Below are 15,978 nucleotides of genomic sequence, written 5' to 3'. Positions count from 1 at the left end.
ACGACCGGAAGCAGCGCCGGGACAGGCGCCGCGGCGTCGGCTGGTCGCTGCTCGCGGGCCTGCTGCTCGGGATGCTGGTGATGATGTCCTACGGCATGCCGCTCATGGGCCTGCTCGCCGTCGCCGTGCTGGTGGCCGGGCGCTCCTGGCGGCCGCTGCCGCTGGCCGCCGGCGCCGCCCTGGTCGTCGTGCTGGGCTTCGCCGCCGCCGGCTGGGCGTGGTGGGACTTCTACCCCGCGCTGGTCGAGCGCTACGAGGAGGGCATCGCCAAGGACCGGCCGGAGGACTACTGGCGCTGGGCCAACCTGGCACTGCTCGTCATCAGCGCGGGCCCGCTGGTCGCCGCCGGGGTGGCCCACCTGGCGGCACGCCCCCGGGCGTGGCTGCGCCGCGACCACGCCCCGCTGCTGCTCGCCGGGGCGGCCGTGGTGATGGTGGCCGCCGCCGACGCGTCGGGCATGAGCAAGGCGGAGGTCGAGCGGATCTGGCTGCCGTTCATGCCGTGGCTGCTCGTCTCGTGCGCCCTGCTGCCCGAGCGGTGGCGCCGCTGGGGTCTGGGCCTGCAGCTGCTGACCGCGCTGGTGGTGCAGCAGCTCTTCTACACGGTGTGGTGAGGCGGCCGCGCCGACTGGTCAGCCGACGGTGACCTCGGCCGAGGCGCCCTCGGTGGCCTCCATCGTCTCGGCGATGCGCAGCGCCTCCTCGATGAGCGTCTCCACGATCTGCGACTCGGGGACGGTCTTGACGACCTCGCCCTTGACGAAGATCTGGCCCTTGCCGTTGCCCGAGGCGACGCCCAGGTCGGCCTCGCGGGCCTCGCCGGGGCCGTTGACGACGCAGCCCATGACGGCCACGCGCAGCGGGACCTCCATGCCCTCGAGGCCGGAGGTGACCTCCTCGGCCAGCTTGTAGACGTCGACCTGGGCCCGCCCGCAGGAGGGGCACGAGACGATCTCGAGCTTGCGGGGCCGCAGGTTGAGCGACTGCAGGATCTGGATGCCGACCTTGACCTCCTCGACCGGGGGCGCGGACAGCGAGACGCGGATGGTGTCGCCGATGCCCTGGGACAGCAGCGCCCCGAAGGCGGTGGCCGACTTGATCGTGCCCTGGAAGGCCGGACCGGCCTCGGTGACGCCGAGGTGCAGCGGCCAGTCGCCCGCCTCGGCGAGCAGCTCGTAGGCGCGCACCATCACGACCGGGTCGTTGTGCTTGACCGAGATCTTGAAGTCGTGGAAGTCGTGCTCCTCGAAGAGCGAGGCCTCCCACACGGCCGACTCGACCAGCGCCTCGGGCGTGGCCTTGCCGTACTTGTCCATGATCCGCTTGTCGAGCGAGCCCGCGTTGACGCCGATCCGGATCGAGGTGCCGTGGTCCTTGGCGGTCCGGGCGATCTCCTTGACCTGGTCGTCGAACTTGCGGATGTTGCCCGGGTTGACGCGCACGGCGGCGCAGCCGGCCTCGATCGCGGCGTAGACGTACTTCGGCTGGAAGTGGATGTCGGCGATGACCGGGATCTGCGACTTGGTCGCGATCGCGGGCAGCGCGTCGGCGTCGTCCTGCGAGGGGCAGGCCACCCGCACGATGTCGCAGCCCGAGGCGGTCAGCTCGGCGATCTGCTGGAGGGTGGAGTTGACGTCGGAGGTGAGCGTGGTCGTCATCGACTGCACCGAGACGGGCGACTCGCTGCCGACACCCACCTTGCCGACCTGGATCTGGCGGGTCTGGCGGCGGGGGGCGAGCACCGGCGGCGGGGCCGCGGGCATGCCGAGGGACACAGAAGTCATGACCCCAGTCTAGGAGTCGCTACGACAGGCTCACCGGCGCCAGCACGTCGGCGAAGATCAGCACCACGCTGACCAGCAGGATCACCGCTGCCATGGCGTACGTCAGGGGCAGCAGCCGGGCGCTGTCGACCCCGCCGGGGTCGGGCTTGCCGCGCGCCCGGGCGATGCGGCGACGCGCGGTCTCGTAGAGCGTCGTGGCGATCCCGCCGCCGTCGAAGGGCGGCAGCGGCAGCAGGTTGACCAGGCCCAGGAACAGGTTGAGCCCGGCGAGCAGGCCGACGATGAGGAAGAACCGGTCGAGCACCGGGATCCGGTCCTCCGAGGCCAGCTCGCCCGCGACCCGGCCGGCCCCGACGACGCTCATCGGGCCGTTGGGGTCGCGCTCCTCGAGGCCGAGCGCGGCCTGCCCCGCGTCGTACACGCGGGCGGGCAGGGTGCCGATCGTCTGGGCGGTCTGCACGGTGCCGTCGACCATCCGCCCGGCGACGTACCCCACGCCCTGGCGCTCGCGCTCCTGGAGCGGCACCACGCCGAGGAAGCCCACCTCGGTGACGGTGGTCGGGTCCTCGGGGTCGGTCGCCTGGGTGGTGACGGTCGTCGTGGGGCGCAGGGTGACCTCGCGGCCGTCGCGCTCGACCACGATGGTGGCGGTGCGGTCGCCGTTGTCGCGGATGGCGGCCTGCATCTGCTCCCAGCCGCCGATCGCGGTGCCGTTGATCGACACGAACCGGTCGCCGGGGCGGAAGCCCGCGGCCTTCGCCGGCGACTCGGGGTCCGACGAGGTGCACGCGCGCGGCGGCTGGTCGGCGGTGGCCGCGGTGGTGGCCACGACGCACTGCGAGACCGAGGAGATCGTGGTGGTCGGCTGGTAGACGCCGTAGCCCATGAAGACCACCGCGAAGAGCAGGAAGCTCAGCACCAGGTTGATCGCGACGCCGGAGCCCATGATGACCACCCGCTGCCACCACGGCTTGTTGTAGAACAGCCGGTCGTGGTCGTGGGGGTCGACGTGCTCGTACTCCGCGTCCTTGGCGTCGCTGACCAGCTGGGCGAACATGCCGGTCGCGCGGCTGCGGACCTGGTCGGGACCCGCCTCGGCGTCCGCGGCGTTGGGCGGCACCATCCCGACGAGCTTGCAGTAGCCGCCGAGCGGGATCGCCTTGAGGCCGTACTCCGTCTCACCCCGCTGCCGCGACCACAGGGTCCGTCCGAAGCCGACGAAGAACTGCGTCACCCGGACGTTGAACAGCTTGCCGGGGATCAGGTGGCCGGCCTCGTGCAGCGCCACCGAGCCCAGCAGCCCGACGACGAAGACGAGCACGCCGAGGAGGTAGAACAGCGCGGTCATCGGGTGGTGCCCTCCAGCAGGCTCGCGGTGTGGTCCCGGGCCCACCGGTCGGCGGCCAGGACGTCCTCGACGGTGAGCCGCTGCGGCCCGGTGGGGGTGGGCGCGTCGGCCGATCCCGAGCGTACGTCGTGGGCGGCGAGCACCTCGCCGATCGTGTCCACGATCGCCACGAACGGCAGCCGGCCGGTGCGGAACGCCTCGACGCAGACCTCGTTGGCCGCGTTGTAGACCGCAGGGGCGGTGCCGCCCCGCTCGCCGGCGCGCCGGGCCAGCCGGACGGCCGGGAAGGCGTCGTGGTCGAGGGGGTGGAAGTCCCAGGTCTGCGGTCGGGTCCAGTCGACGGCCGGGGCCGTGCCGGGCACCCGGTCGGGCCAGGCCAGGCCGAGGGCGATCGGGATCAGCATCGTCGGCGGGCTGGCCTGCGCCAGCGTCGAGCCGTCGGTGAACTCCACCATCGAGTGCACGACGCTCGTGGGGTGCACGACGACCTCGATGTCGGCGTACGGCACGTCGAAGAGCAGGTGCGCCTCGATCACCTCCAGCCCCTTGTTGACCAGGGTCGCGGAGTTGATGGTCACGACCGGGCCCATGGCCCAGGTCGGGTGGTCCAGCGCCTGCTCGGGGGTGACCTCGGCCAGCTGCTCGCGGGTGCGCCCCCGGAAGGGACCCCCGCTGGCGGTGAGCACGAGGCGGCGCACCTCTGCGGCGGTCCCGCCGCGCAGGCACTGCGCCAGGGCGCTGTGCTCGCTGTCCACCGGCACGATCTGGCCGGGCGCCGCCAGGTCGGTCACGACCGGGCCGCCGATGATGAGCGACTCCTTGTTGGCCAGCGCCAGCACCGACCCGGCCTCCAGCGCGGCGACGGTGGGCCGCAGCCCGACCGCACCCGTGATGCCGTTGAGCACGACGTCGCAGGCCAGGGACGCGGCCTCGACGGAGGCGTCCTCCCCGAGCCCGGAGAAGGCGGGGGCGAACTCCGCGACCTGCTGCTCGAAGAGCTCCGGCTGGCTGCCCCCGGCGGTCAGCGCGACCACGCGGAAGCGCTCGGGCGCCGCCCGCACCACGTCGAGGGCCTGGGTCCCGATCGACCCGGTCGAGCCCAGGATGACGACGTCGCGGCGCTTGCTCACCCGCGCATCATCGCAGCGCTGCCTGAGCGTCCCCGGCACCCCGCCGGACCCGCGTCGCGCGGCCCGCGGGCGGACCGGGCGTTGCGGGCGCCTGGCTACGCTCGGAGGTGCCCCGCTTCGACCCGTGGCCCCAGACGCGACCGGAGCACCGATGACGCACCTTCCCCACCCGGCAGGCCAGCCCCGGCTGGCGCCGGTCCTGCCGCCGGCACCGCGCTCAGCGCGACCGGCGTCGCCAGCGCGCCCGGCCGTCGGCACGGCGCAGCCGGCCCACGAAGGTCCAGCCGCCGTTGAGGCCCTCGCGCCGCGGCAGCGGCTCCAGCACGTTGCCCGCGGAGGGTTCGGCGGCGGGTCCGCGCAGGGCCACCAGGTCGACCATGGGACGCGCCACCCGGTCGTAGACCCACGGCATCGCCCGGAAGCCGATCACCGCGAGCCGGTTGACCGGCCCGGCGTGGACCAGTCGACGGGGACGCTCGAGCATCGCCAGGCAGGTCCGGGCCACCGACTCGGGGCTGATGACCGGCGGCGGGGCCGAGCCACGGCTGCCGCCGTACGTCGCGGCCTGGTGGTAGATCGGGGTGTCGATCGCCCCCGGCAGCACCAGGCAGACGTGCAGGTCGCGCTCGTGGCGGACCTCGGCCTGCAGCGAGCGCACGAGCCCCAGCTGGCCCCACTTGGCCGCGCTGTAGATCCCCATCCGCGGCACCGCGATCTCCGCGAGCAGCGAGCTCACCACCACCAGCGTGCCGCCGCCCTGCGACCGGAAGACCGGCAGCACGGCGCGGGCGAGGTGGTGGGTGCCCATCACGGCGGTGTCCACGACCCGCTGCACGATCTCCGGCGGCACCTGCTCCACGTCGCCGTAGGCCATCACCTGGGCGGTCGTCACCACGGCGTCCAGACGGCCGAAGCGGCGCACCACGGTCTCGACGGCGGCGTGCACCGCCTCCCCGTCGACCACGTCGAGGGCGATCCCGAGCGCCTCGCCGGGCAGCCCCGCCGCGACCTCCTCGACCCTCCCCGGATCGCGGGCGACGACCACGACGGTCTCGCCCCTCCCGCTCGCCTGCTCGGCGACCGCGAGGCCGATCCCGGAGGTCGCCCCGACGACCATCACCACTCGGTCGATCGTCGTCGTCGTCATCCCCACCACCCTACGGACGCAGAGGTCACCCCATGAGCAGGACCGTCATCATCACCGGAGCCTCGAGCGGCATCGGCCGGGCCACCGCCCTCCAGGCCGCCGCCGAGGGCGACCACGTCGCGCTGCTCGCGCGGCGCAAGGAGGTGCTCGAGGAGGTCGCCGAGGAGTGCCTCGCGGCCGGCGCCGCCGGCGCGACCGTGCTGGTCGCCGACGTCGCCGACGACGACGCCGTCGCGGAGGCCGTCGAGCAGGCGCTGCGCGAGCGCGGCCACCTCGACGCCGTGCTGCACTGCGCGGGCGTGGTCAGCTACGGCCGCACCGAGGACACCACCCCCGAGGACTTCGACTCGGTGGTCTCGACCAACCTGCTGGGCGCGGCCAACGTCGCGCGCCACGTCGTGCCCGTCCTCCGGGGGCAGGGCAGCGGCACCCTGGTGCTGGTCGGCTCGCTCCTGGGCCACATCAACGTGCCGGAGATGACGCCGTACGTCGTCAGCAAGTGGGGCGTGCGCGCCCTGGCACGCCAGCTCCACATCGAGAACCTCGACGTGCCGGGCGTGCGGATCGTCCACGTCGCCCCGGGCAGCGTCGACACCCCGATCTACGGCAGCGCCCTCGACTCGGCCGGCGGCGTCAACACGCCCCCGCCGCCCACCATCTCGCCCGAGCGGGCCGCCCGCGCGGTGCTGCGCCACGCCCACGGCGGCCGGACGCCCTCGCGCTCGGTGCAGACGGCCTGGAGCAACTACCTGATGCTCCTGGCCTTCAACCTCGCCCCGCCGATCTGGGACCGCGTCGTGGGCCCCGCCTTCGAGCTCGCCTCCCGCCGCCGCCTCCCGCGCTGACCGGGTGGCCCCGACCGGGCGATCGTCGTACGCCGCACCCCGCCGAGCGGGCGATCGTCGTACGCCGAACCCCGCCGACCGGGCGATCGTCGTACGCCGCACCCCGCCGACCGGGCGATTCTCGTACGCCGCACCCCGCCGACCGGGCGATCGTCGTACGCCGCACCCCGCCGACCGGGCGATCGACGTACGCCGAACCCCGCCGACCGGGCCGTCGTCGTACGCCGTGACCCGCTGTCGGTGGCTGAGGAAGGAAGGAGTCCTGTCTCGGAGCCGGACCCCTCGAGACGGTCGCCAGGGCGACCTCCTCGGGGACCGAGGGCCGGGGCGTGTCGAGATCGCCCGCTCGGCGACCTCAGGCGTGTCGCGATCGCCCGCTCGGCGACCTCAGGCGTGTCGCGATCGCCCGCTCGGCGATAGCCCCGCTCGCGGGGTCAGAGCTTGACGGCGACGTACTTGGTCTCGAGGTACTCCGCGAGGCCCTCGTTGCCGCCCTCGCGACCCAGGCCCGACTGCTTGACGCCGCCGAAGGGCGCGCCGGCGTTGGAGACCAGGCCCTGGTTGAGGCCGATCATGCCGGTCTCGAGGGCCTCGCTGACCCGCAGCGCGCGGGACAGGTCGCGGGTGAACAGGTAGGAGACCAGGCCGAACTCCGTGTCGTTGGCCGCGGCGATCGCCTCGGCCTCGTCGTGGAAGGTCGCGATCGGGGCGACCGGCCCGAAGATCTCCTCCTTGAGCAGCCGGGCGTCGGCGGTGACGCCGGTGAGCACGGTCGGCTCGAAGAAGTAGCCGGCGCCCTCGCGCACCCCGCCGCCCACGACGGCGGTGGCGCCCTTCGCCACGGCGTCGTCGACCAGCTCGGTGACCTTGCCGCGCTGGTCGGCGTCGATGAGGGGACCGATGTCGGTGCCCTCGTCGGCGCCGTGGCCCAGGGTGAGGGCCCGCATCCGGTCGGCCAGCTTGGCGGCGAACTCCTCGGCGACGGTGTCCTGCACGTGGAAGCGGTTGGCCGAGGTGCAGGCCTCGCCCATGTTGCGCATCTTGGCCACCATCGCCTGGTCGACCGCGGCGTCGAGGTCGGCGTCCTCGAAGACCACGAACGGCGCGTTGCCACCGAGCTCCATCGACACCTTGAGCACCTGCTCGGAGGCCTGGGAGATGAGCGTGCGGCCGACCTCGGTGGAGCCGGTGAAGCTCAGCTTGCGCAGCCGGGGGTCGCTGATGAGCGGGGCGGCCAGGTCGGCCGAGGAGCTGGTCGGCACCACGTTGAGCACGCCCGCGGGCAGGCCGGCGTCCTCGAGCAGCCGGGCCAGCGCCAGCATCGACAGCGGCGTCTGCTCGGCGGGCTTGACCACCATCGTGCAGCCGGCGGCGATGGCGGGCCCGATCTTGCGGGTGCCCATCGCGGCCGGGAAGTTCCACGGCGTGATGAACAGGCACGGGCCGACCGGCTGCTTCATCACCAGCACGCGGCTCTGGCCGTTGGCGGCCTGCTTGAAGTAGCCGTCGATGCGCAGCGCCTCGCCGGAGAACCAGCGGAAGAACTCCGCGGCGTAGGCGATCTCGCCCTTGGACTCCGCCAGCGACTTGCCCATCTCGAGGGTCATCAGCAGGGCGAGGTCGTCGCTGCGCTCCTGCATCAGCACGAACGCGCGGTGCAGGATCTCCGACCGCTCCTGAGGAGGTACGCCGCGCCAGTCGGCCTGCGCGGCCACCGCGGCGTCGAGCGCCGCCCGGCCGTCGGCGACCGAGGCGTCGGCCACCCGGCACAGCTCCTCGCCCGTGGCGGGGTCCTCGACGGGCATGGTCGCGCCCCCGTCGGCGTCTCGCCAGCTCCCGCCGACGTAGAGCTGCGTGGGGGCGTCGTCGAGGACTCGTCGTGCGTCGGGGTGGGTGCTCATGCCAGGTCCTCGTCTCCAGGGGGCGGTCGGTCCACCCGCCACCCTAGGGACCCCCGGTCAGACCTGCAGCAGCCGCCTCAGCTCGGCCGGGACGTACGGCGCCCGTGTCGCCGCGACCGCCTCCAGCTGGGCGGCCAGCGTCGTGCCCGGGGCGTACGCCGACCCGGGGTCCAGCACCGCGGCCGCGGCCGGGTCGGTGCGCCCGGCGCGCAGCATCACGCCCCAGTCGAGGTCGGGCTCGGCGGCCTGCTCCCCCGGGGCCGCGCGCACCAGCCGCACCTGCCCGCCGACGCCGTCGTCCGCCCCGGGCACCTCCACCGCGGCGGGCGCGGGCTCGGACGCCGAGGTCACCACGACGGGTGCCGCGGGGTCGACCTCGCGGGTCACCACACCGCCGATCCGGGCCACGGCGAGGGCCACGACGACCGCCTCCAGGTCGTGCTCGCCGGCCATCCGCACCGGCACCGTCACGCCGGGCTCGACCCCGAGGTGACGGAGCACGCCGCCCAGGGCGGCCACCTCCTCGAGCAGCCGCGCGTGCGTCCAGGGCGCCGACCCGAGCAGGAAGGGGTCCTCGGCCCGTCCGGCGATCACCGCGGAGTCCAGCAGGAGGAAGCTGAGGTTCGGGGTCATACGCCCAATCTAGGGGAGGTGGACTAGTCACCCTATGTCGTACTAGTTGCCGCTTTACGGACTCACCGCCACGCTGGGTATCGCCAGCAGCACACGGGAGGAAACGTTCCATGAAGCGTCACGTCACCGGCATCGCCGTCGCCCTCACCCTCGCCTCGGCGGTCGTCGCCGCGCCGTCGGCCGCCCTCGCCGTCGAGCCCGCCCCGGCGCCCGCGCCGACGACCACGATCTCCTCGGTCGGGGCCCGCGTCGCCTGGACGAGCAGCACGACGATGCGCGTCGACGTGACCTACACCTGCACCGACACCCCTGCCCCCGACGGCACCGTCCACTACCTGCAGGCGAGCCTGGCCCAGGGCCAGCGCGCCGGCTACGTCGCGGGCTACCGCAGCGACACCGGCGGCCTGCTCGCCGCGACCTGCACCGGCCAGCCGGTCACCCGCACCGTCACCCTCCAGCGCAGCGGGTACGCCGACCCGGCCGCCGCCGACCCCCGCGCCGGTGCGGCCAAGGTCGCCGTGACCATCGCCACCCGCGCGACCGACGACGCCGGCGGCTGGTACGTCTCCAAGGGCGAGGACGTGACCGCCTCGCGCGGCGTCACCGTGCTGTGCAAGCCCCGCTTCCTGAAGAAGGGCGCGCGGCTCCCCGCCTCCTGCTGAGGCCGGCGGATCCACCGGGCCGACCCTGCCGCCCCACCCGCCATGATGGCGCGGTGAGAAGCGGATCCAGCCGGCACCACCACGAGATCGAGTCGGTCGAGGAGCTCGACGGGGCCGTGCGCCGCGCCCTCGCCTCCGACCGCCCCCACCCGCTGGCGGGCTGGCAGGTCCAGGACGTCGACCTCACCGGCCACGAGGCCGAGCTGCTCTCGCTCGACCCCCACGGGGCGCTGGTCCTGGGCTCGCGGATGTCGGACGCGCTGGCCACGCACCTGCGCGAGGGCGGAGCGCTGCTCTTCCCCTCGGTGCCCGACGTGCCCTTCGACCCGTGGCGGCCCCACCTCTACCGTCCCGACGAGCTCTTCGCCGGCCTGGAGCAGGGGTACGCCGCCACCCCCGACGCCCGGGTCTACGCCTGGTCGCAGCGGCTGCACCGCGGCCGGGTCCGCGACCAGCTGGCCATGGCCATCCACGACTCGTCGGTCGACGACGCGCTGGAGGAGCGGCTGCGCGACCGGCGGGTGGTCGGGCTGATGGGCGGCCACGCCGTCGACCGCACCCACCCGTCGTACGCCGCCGCCGCCCGGCTCGCGCACGCCCTCGCCGCCGCGGGCCTCACGGTCGCGACCGGCGGTGGACCGGGCGCGATGGAGGCGGCCAACCTGGGGGCGCGGCTCGGCGACCACGACGCCGCGGTCCTCGACGAGGTGCTGGAGCGGCTGGCGCAGGTGCCGACGTACGCCGACGACGTCACCGCCTGGGCCCGCTGCGGCCTCGACGCGGTCGAGGGCCTGGGCGACAGCGGCCGCTCGGTCGGGGTCCCCACCTGGCACTACGGGCACGAGCCGCCCAACGTGTTCGCCTCCGAGCACGCGAAGTACTTCCGCAACGCCATCCGCGAGGACGTCCTGCTGGAGCGGTGCCGGGCCGGCATCGTCTACCTGCCGGGAGCGGCCGGCACGGTGCAGGAGGTCTTCCAGGCGGCGTGCGCCAACTACTACGCCGCGGCCGAGGACGTCGCGCCCATGGTCTTCGTCGGCGAGGAGCACTGGACCCGCACGCTGCCGGTCTGGCCGCTGCTGCAGGCGCTGGCCCGCGACCGGCCGATGCACGACGCCGTGGCGCTGGTCGACGACCCGTCGCAGGTGGCGGGGCTACTGCTCGGCTGAGGCCTCGTCGGGCGCGGGAGGGCCGGATGGCGTGTCGTCGTCCGGCGCGTCACCGCGCCGCAGCGCCCACGGCTCGAGCTTGCGGTAGCCCTTGACCGAGGTGCGCCGCACCCGCCGCAGCCGGAACGACGCGTCGTGCTCGACCTCGTCGGCCAGCGCCCGGTCGACGAGCACCCGCCCGGGACGCGAGGTCGAGGTCAGCCGCGAGGCGATGTTGACCACCGGCCCCAGGACGTCGCCGAACCGGGCCAGCGCCGGCCCCCAGGCCAGGCCGACCCGCAGCTCGGGGAACCGGTCGTCCTGCTCGGCCGCCTCCACCAGCTCCAGGCCGATCCGGGCCAGCTCCTCGGGCCGGTCGGCCACGAAGAGGATCTCGTCGCCGATGGACTTGATGATGCGACCGCCGTGGGCCGTGACGACCTCGAGCGCGCGGCCCTCGAAGTGGTCGACCATCCGGCCGATCTCGCGCCGGGTGAGCGAGCGGCTCTGCCGGGTGTAGCCGACGATGTCGGCGAAGCCCACGCCCAGGACCGTGCCGTCGTCCTCGGCAGTGGACTGGTCCGGGGCCCCGTCGTCGTCGGCCTGCGCCAGGAGCAGCCGGGAGGCGGCGGAGAGGGTGTGGCGGCGCCAGACGTAGCTCTGCAGCTCCTCGACGGCCGGGGTCACGGTCTCCACGACGGCGCGCAGCTCCTCGACGTCCATGCGGTCGACGTCGACCACGCGGCCGAGCAGGCCCATCTGCCACTCCGCCAGCCGGGCGAAGCTGCGCCCCATGGTGCGTACCAGGGCCGACTGGTCCTCCTCGTCGACCACGCCGAGCTCGACGAGCTGCTGGGTCAGCCGCAGCGCCTCGAGGTCGCGGTGGGTGAAGGCGGGCTCGTCGGGGTCGACCTCGGTGAAGCCCAGGGAGCGCCACCGGGTGCGGGCCTCGGCGTACGGGATGCCGACCTCGGCGGCGATCTCGGCGCCGCTGAGGGTGGGCTCCTCCCCCATCAGGTGGACCTCGAGGAGGTCGATCAGCTCGCGGCGGTCGTGGGGGGAGCGCCGTCCCGGCGACACGGGCCGGTCAGTCCTGGGGCTGGCCGAGACGGTCCGAGGTGGTGCCCCGGAGCGCCTCGCCGAAGGCGGGCACCTCGTCGAGCAGCTCGGTCAGGCCCTCCTTGGTGAAGTGGATGACCTCCACCGGGGTCAGGCTGACCACGCTGGCCGAGCGCAGCTTGTGGCCCACGATCGCCATCTCGCCGATGACGTCGCCGGGGCCCAGGCGGGCGACCTCCTGCTTGTTCTTGCGCACCGACACCTCGCCCTCGACGATCAGGTAGGCCTTGTCGGCGGGCGTCTTCTCCCAGATCAGGGACCAGTTCGCGGGCAGCCGGACGTGCTGGCCCTTGTCGACGACCTTCTTCAGGTCCTTGTCGCTCAGGGCATCGAGCCGGTTCAGCTGGCCGAGCTTCTCCGGCGGCGGCTGCTGGGCCATCGGGGCACTCCTCGCTACGTCGACGGGTGGGTCACCCCGAGTGTCCCGTGGTCGGAGTTCACCTGTCCACCGAATCGGTGCCCCACGAGACGATCGTCACGAATCGCCCACGGGCCGTGACCTCCGGCCCGCACGGACGTGCGCCACCGGCCGCGAGGGGTCGGGTCAGGCGGAGTGGGGCACCTGCGCCACCACGCCCGTCACGGCCCGGTAGTGCGCCACCAGCTCGGCGTTGACCGCGGCCCACGACCGGTGCCGCACGCTCGGCCGGGCGGCGGCGGCCAGCCGGCGGCGCAGCAGCGGGTCGCCGCACAGCGCCGCCACGTGCCCGGCCAGGGCGTGGGCGTCGCCCGGGGCGAAGAGGAACCCGTTACCGGCGTGGCGCACCAGGTCGACCGGACCGCCGGCGCGCGGGGCCACGACGGGCACGCCGCTGGCCAGTGCCTCCTGGGCCGACTGGCAGAACGTCTCGGTGCTGCCGGTGTGCACGAACACGTCGAGCGAGGCCACGATCCGGGCCAGGTCCTCGCCGTGGCGCACCCCGAGGAACGACGCGCCCGGGAGCAGCCGGCGCAGCCGCGCCTCCTCCGGCCCGCCGCCGACCACGACCAGCCGGACGCCGGGCATCGCCTGGACCCCGGCGAGCAGGTCGAGCTCCTTCTCGGCGGCCAGCCGTCCGACGTACCCCACCAGGAGGGGGCCCCGGCCCCCCTCGAGGCCGAGCTCGCGGCGCAGCTGCTCGGTGCGGCGGTGGGGCGCGAACAGCGTGGTGTCGACGCCGCGGCCCCAGCGGTGCAGCCGCTCGATGCCGAGTCCCTGCAGCTGCTGCAGGCTGGCGGTGCTCGGCACCAGGGTGCGGTCGGCGGGGCCGTGCACCCAGCGGGTCAGCGTGCGCATCGCGGCGGCGGCGCCCGGGAAGGGGTAGCGCTCGGCGAACCCGACGAGGTCGGTCTGGTAGACCGCCACGACGGGGATCCCCAGGCTGCGGGCGGCCTCCCCCGCCTGGTGGCCCAGCCACGCCGGGGAGGCGAGGTGGACGACGTCGGGCGCGAGGTCGGCCAGCAGCTGGCGCAGGTGGCCCCTGCGGGCCACGCCGACGGGGAAGTCGCGGTAGGTGGGCATCGCCAGGCTGCGCACGAGGTGGACCGGCGCCCCGGCGTACTCCGCAGGGCCGGAGGGGGCCACCACGACGGCCTCGTGGCCCTCCGCCTGGAGGTGCTCCAGGACCCGGCGCACCGAGTTGGTGACGCCGTTGACCTGCGGCAGGAACGACTCGGTGACGACCACGACCCGGAGCCGTTGACCGGTCCGGACGGCGGCGGGGCGACGGGGGGCGAGGAGGCGCACGACGGTGCTCACGTCCCCGCACGCTAGGCAGGGCGGGTGTCCGCAGCGCCCGGCCGCGAGGTCGTGCCGGTGAACCGCAGGTGGCCGTCACGAGAGCCCGCCGCCCCGCCACCGGGGGGTGGTGGCGGGGCGGCGGGGGTCAGGGGCGATCCGGTACGTGCGGCCGGGTCGGTCGGGAGATCAGTCCTCGGAGACCTGGTCGCGCAGGGTGTCGCGCTTCTGGTGCAGCTGCCAGATCCGGTCGGCGAGGACGTCGGGGTCCTTGTCCGCGTCGCCGGCCACGATCGCGCCGCCGATGATGAGCTGGCCGACGTAGATGTCCTCCTCGCCGAGCACCTCGTGGAGGAGGTCGACGTACGCCTTCTGGCCGGCGAAGGCGATCGAGGTGCCGGTGACGTTGCGGCCGGGCTTGACGGCCGAGCCGCCGTTGACGAACAGGATGCTGGGCCGGGAGCCCTCCGGCAGGAAGCGCATGCCCGGCACGACCTGGTGCACGGCGGCGACGGGACCGTAGATGGAGAACTCCACCGGGCCGACGAGGTCGGCGGGGGTGGTCTCCAGGACGGGACGCATGAAGTCCTTCTGCGGCAGCGGGCTGTACTGCAGGACCTCGATGGGCCCCAGCGTCTCGGTGGCGCGCTCGAGCGCGGCGGCGATGCTCGCGGGGTCGCGGACGTCGGCGGTGAAGCCCTGCGCCTGGACGCCGTCCTGCTCCAGCTCGGCGGCCAGCGCGTCGAGGCGGCCCTGGTGGCGCGAGATCAGCGCGACCGAGAAGCCCTCCCGGCCGAAACGACGGGCGACGGCAGCGCCGAGCCCCTTGCCTGCTCCGATGATGGCGAGTGTGGTCATGCAGGGTTCAACCAACCACCCCGCCCGGGACATTCCCGGGCAGCGTCAGTCGTCCACCGCGGCGAGCTGGCCGCAGGCGCCGTCGATCTCGCTGCCGCGGGTGTCGCGGACCGTGGTGGGGATGCCCTTGGCCTCGAGGCGGCGCACGAACTCGCGCTCGTCGGCGGGGTCGCTGGCGGTCCACTTCGACCCCGGCGTCGGGTTCAGCGGGATCAGGTTGACGTGGACCCAGCCCCAGTCGCCGTAGGAGTTGAGGACGTCGCCGAGCAGGTCGGCGCGCCAGGCCTGGTCGTTGATGCCGCGCATCATGGCGTACTCGATGGACACGCGGCGCTTGGTCACGCGGGCGTAGTTCCAGGCCGCCTCGACGGTCTCGCCGACCTTCCAGCGGGTGTTGACCGGCACCAGCTCGTTGCGCAGCTCGTCGTCGGGTGCGTGCAGGCTCAGCGCGAGCGTGACCGGGATGCCCTCGGTGGCCAGCTGGTTGATCCGCGGCACCAGGCCGACGGTCGAGACGGTGATGCCGCGGGCCGACATGCCGAGGCCGTCGGGGGTGGGCTCGGTGAGGCGGCGGACGGCGCCGATGACGGCCTTGTAGTTGGCCATCGGCTCGCCCATGCCCATGAAGACCACGTTGGAGACCCGGCCGGGCCCGCCGGCGACCTCGTCGCGGGCCAGCGCCCGTGCCCCGGCGAGCACCTGCTCGACGATCTCGGCGGTCGACATGTTGCGCTGCAGCCCGCCCTGGCCGGTGGCGCAGAAGGGGCAGGCCATGCCGCAGCCGGCCTGGCTCGAGACGCACATCGTCACGCGCCCCGGGTAGCGCATCAGCACCGACTCGACCAGCGCCCCGTCGAAGAGCTTCCACAGCGTCTTGACCGTGGTGCCCTTGTCGGCCTCGAGCGTGCGCAGCGGCGTCATCAGGTGGGGCATCAGCCCGGCGACCAGCTCGTCGCGCTGCCCCGAGGGCAGGTCGGTCATCGCGGCGGGGTCGTCGACCAGCCGCGAGAAGTAGTGGGTGGACAGCTGCTTGGCCCGGAAGCCCGGCAGGCCGAGCTCCTCCAGGCGCGCCTTGCGCTCGGCCGCGGTGAAGTCGGCCAGGTGCGGCGGCGGCTTCCCGCGCCCACGGGGCTCCTCGAAGACGAGGGGCAGGGTCTTGATGGGTTCAGTCATGACCGCCCCATCCTCCCACCGGACCCGGCCGGCACCCCAATCGTGCGAGGTGGGTCACCCGCTCCCCCGCCCTCAGCCGTACGACGCGTTGCTCAGCGCCACCAGCAGCACGACGCAGGCGCCGGCCAGCACGATGAGGGCCGCGGCGATGCCGGCCAGCAGGCCGATCCCCCACCAGCGGGTGCGCGGCACCGCGACGAGCGCCACCAGCCCGCCCAGCTCGGCGAGGCCGACCACCATGCCCGCGACCCCGCCGACGGCCGGGTCGGCCCCCAGCGAGCCCAGCGCGAACGACGGCAGCGAGGTCAGCACGGCCCCGACCACCATGGCCGGGACGGCCAGCAGGAAGCCGAGCCAGAACTTCGCCCTGTTGCTCATCCCGCCCGGGCGGCCGGGCCCGGGTGCCCCGCCCGGTCCGGACGGCGGGTGCGGCGGGCCGCCGTACGGCGACGGCGTCGGGTCGGGCGTCTGGCTCATCGCAGGTCCTCCGGGTGGGTGACGGGGTGGGCACCG

General features: G+C 74.2%; 16 protein-coding genes. 4 read left to right on the top strand and 12 right to left on the bottom strand.

Translation table 11 applies throughout. The features are described 5' to 3' along the window. Nucleotides 1-614 (top strand): glycosyltransferase 87 family protein (locus BLU55_RS19260; RefSeq protein ID WP_331713601.1); only part of this gene is annotated, 614 nt, incomplete at its 5' end. 18 nt (nucleotides 615-632) lie between these two features. On the opposite strand, the gene ispG is transcribed toward BLU55_RS19260, so the two are convergent. From ispG to BLU55_RS19240, 4 genes are all read right to left on the bottom strand, one after another. After that, complete coding sequence (gene ispG / locus BLU55_RS19255) at nucleotides 633-1,784, bottom strand: flavodoxin-dependent (E)-4-hydroxy-3-methylbut-2-enyl-diphosphate synthase (RefSeq protein WP_091724923.1); 1,152 nt, start codon at nucleotides 1,782-1,784, stop codon at nucleotides 633-635. A 19-nt stretch (nucleotides 1,785-1,803) separates the two neighbouring features. Continuing rightward, on the bottom strand, nucleotides 1,804-3,132 hold the full coding sequence (locus BLU55_RS19250) for a M50 family metallopeptidase (protein WP_091724921.1): 1,329 nt from the start codon (nucleotides 3,130-3,132) through the stop codon (nucleotides 1,804-1,806). Next, nucleotides 3,129-4,262 carry a 1-deoxy-D-xylulose-5-phosphate reductoisomerase gene (locus tag BLU55_RS19245; RefSeq protein ID WP_091724920.1) on the bottom strand — a complete coding sequence of 378 codons (1,134 nt, stop codon included), beginning with the start codon at nucleotides 4,260-4,262 and terminating at the stop codon, nucleotides 3,129-3,131. Before BLU55_RS19245 ends, BLU55_RS19250 begins: the two co-directional genes overlap by 4 nt. Nucleotides 4,263-4,479: 217 nt before the next feature. After that, the gene (locus BLU55_RS19240; protein ID WP_091724918.1) at nucleotides 4,480-5,409 is read right to left on the bottom strand and encodes an SDR family NAD(P)-dependent oxidoreductase; all 930 of its coding nucleotides are present in this window, start codon (nucleotides 5,407-5,409) and stop codon (nucleotides 4,480-4,482) included. Nucleotides 5,410-5,441: 32 nt separating this feature from the next. Here BLU55_RS19240 and BLU55_RS19235 point away from each other — a divergent pair, with 32 nt between their 5' ends. Then, on the top strand, nucleotides 5,442-6,254 hold the full coding sequence (locus BLU55_RS19235) for an SDR family NAD(P)-dependent oxidoreductase (protein ID WP_091724917.1): 813 nt from the start codon (nucleotides 5,442-5,444) through the stop codon (nucleotides 6,252-6,254). A gap of 434 nt (nucleotides 6,255-6,688) precedes the next feature. Here the strand turns inward: BLU55_RS19235 and BLU55_RS19230 are convergent, their stop codons facing one another. Both BLU55_RS19230 and BLU55_RS19225 read right to left on the bottom strand, forming a co-directional pair. Further along, nucleotides 6,689-8,155 carry an NAD-dependent succinate-semialdehyde dehydrogenase gene (locus BLU55_RS19230; protein WP_091733169.1) on the bottom strand — a complete coding sequence of 489 codons (1,467 nt, stop codon included), beginning with the start codon at nucleotides 8,153-8,155 and terminating at the stop codon, nucleotides 6,689-6,691. Nucleotides 8,156-8,212: 57 nt separating this feature from the next. Continuing rightward, nucleotides 8,213-8,788, bottom strand: a complete 576-nt coding sequence (locus tag BLU55_RS19225; RefSeq protein ID WP_091733167.1) for an acyl-CoA synthetase family protein — start codon at nucleotides 8,786-8,788, stop codon at nucleotides 8,213-8,215. Between the two features lie 110 nt (nucleotides 8,789-8,898). Between BLU55_RS19225 and BLU55_RS19220 the strand changes: the two genes are divergently transcribed. After that, entirely contained in the window at nucleotides 8,899-9,450 is a 552-nt protein-coding gene (locus BLU55_RS19220; protein WP_091733165.1) for a hypothetical protein, read from the top strand. Nucleotides 9,451-9,503: 53 nt separating this feature from the next. Next, a complete protein-coding gene (locus BLU55_RS19215) occupies nucleotides 9,504-10,619 on the top strand; it encodes an LOG family protein (protein WP_091733162.1) in 1,116 nt (371 codons plus the stop codon). On the opposite strand, the gene BLU55_RS19210 is transcribed toward BLU55_RS19215, so the two are convergent. The 6 genes from BLU55_RS19210 to BLU55_RS19185 all read right to left on the bottom strand — a co-directional run bounded on the left by BLU55_RS19210 (nucleotide 10,605) and on the right by BLU55_RS19185 (nucleotide 15,942). After that, nucleotides 10,605-11,678 carry an adenylate/guanylate cyclase domain-containing protein gene (locus BLU55_RS19210; RefSeq protein ID WP_091733160.1) on the bottom strand — a complete coding sequence of 358 codons (1,074 nt, stop codon included), beginning with the start codon at nucleotides 11,676-11,678 and terminating at the stop codon, nucleotides 10,605-10,607. The two genes, BLU55_RS19215 and BLU55_RS19210, sit on opposite strands and share 15 nt — an antisense overlap. A gap of 7 nt (nucleotides 11,679-11,685) precedes the next feature. After that, a complete protein-coding gene (locus BLU55_RS19205) occupies nucleotides 11,686-12,096 on the bottom strand; it encodes a Crp/Fnr family transcriptional regulator (RefSeq protein ID WP_091733157.1) in 411 nt (136 codons plus the stop codon). A 165-nt stretch (nucleotides 12,097-12,261) separates the two neighbouring features. Further along, nucleotides 12,262-13,455, bottom strand: coding sequence for a glycosyltransferase family 4 protein (locus BLU55_RS19200; RefSeq protein WP_231916972.1), 1,194 nt, complete (start codon nucleotides 13,453-13,455; stop codon nucleotides 12,262-12,264). Nucleotides 13,456-13,623: 168 nt separating this feature from the next. Then, the gene (locus BLU55_RS19195) at nucleotides 13,624-14,292 is read right to left on the bottom strand and encodes an SDR family NAD(P)-dependent oxidoreductase (RefSeq protein WP_091733155.1); all 669 of its coding nucleotides are present in this window, start codon (nucleotides 14,290-14,292) and stop codon (nucleotides 13,624-13,626) included. A 45-nt stretch (nucleotides 14,293-14,337) separates the two neighbouring features. After that, a complete protein-coding gene (rlmN, locus tag BLU55_RS19190; RefSeq protein WP_091733152.1) occupies nucleotides 14,338-15,465 on the bottom strand; it encodes a 23S rRNA (adenine(2503)-C(2))-methyltransferase RlmN in 1,128 nt (375 codons plus the stop codon). Nucleotides 15,466-15,537: 72 nt separating this feature from the next. After that, entirely contained in the window at nucleotides 15,538-15,942 is a 405-nt protein-coding gene (locus BLU55_RS19185) for a hypothetical protein (protein WP_091733148.1), read from the bottom strand. Nucleotides 15,943-15,978: the final 36 nt, after the last annotated feature.

This window comes from Nocardioides scoriae, assembly GCF_900104965.1.
Classification (GTDB): Bacteria; Actinomycetota; Actinomycetes; order Propionibacteriales; family Nocardioidaceae; genus Marmoricola; species Marmoricola scoriae.
The sequence above is the reverse complement of the archived record's forward strand: the minus strand, read 5'-3'. Positions and strand labels throughout refer to the sequence as shown.

Bases quoted from the DNA above. Each gene is read 5' to 3' on its own strand.
- BLU55_RS19220 (WP_091733165.1), top strand. From the start codon at position 8,899: ATGAAGCGTCACGTCACCGGCATCGCCGTCGCCCTCACCCTCGCCTCG.
- BLU55_RS19225 (WP_091733167.1), bottom strand. From the start codon at position 8,788: ATGACCCCGAACCTCAGCTTCCTCCTGCTGGACTCCGCGGTGATCGCC.
- BLU55_RS19250 (WP_091724921.1), bottom strand. From the start codon at position 3,132: ATGACCGCGCTGTTCTACCTCCTCGGCGTGCTCGTCTTCGTCGTCGGG.
- BLU55_RS19195 (WP_091733155.1), bottom strand. From the start codon at position 14,292: ATGACCACACTCGCCATCATCGGAGCAGGCAAGGGGCTCGGCGCTGCC.
- BLU55_RS19240 (WP_091724918.1), bottom strand. From the start codon at position 5,409: ATGACGACGACGACGATCGACCGAGTGGTGATGGTCGTCGGGGCGACC.
- ispG (WP_091724923.1), bottom strand. From the start codon at position 1,784: ATGACTTCTGTGTCCCTCGGCATGCCCGCGGCCCCGCCGCCGGTGCTC.
- BLU55_RS19185 (WP_091733148.1), bottom strand. From the start codon at position 15,942: ATGAGCCAGACGCCCGACCCGACGCCGTCGCCGTACGGCGGCCCGCCG.
- BLU55_RS19205 (WP_091733157.1), bottom strand. From the start codon at position 12,096: ATGGCCCAGCAGCCGCCGCCGGAGAAGCTCGGCCAGCTGAACCGGCTC.
- BLU55_RS19230 (WP_091733169.1), bottom strand. From the start codon at position 8,155: ATGAGCACCCACCCCGACGCACGACGAGTCCTCGACGACGCCCCCACG.
- rlmN (WP_091733152.1), bottom strand. From the start codon at position 15,465: ATGACTGAACCCATCAAGACCCTGCCCCTCGTCTTCGAGGAGCCCCGT.
- BLU55_RS19235 (WP_091724917.1), top strand. From the start codon at position 5,442: ATGAGCAGGACCGTCATCATCACCGGAGCCTCGAGCGGCATCGGCCGG.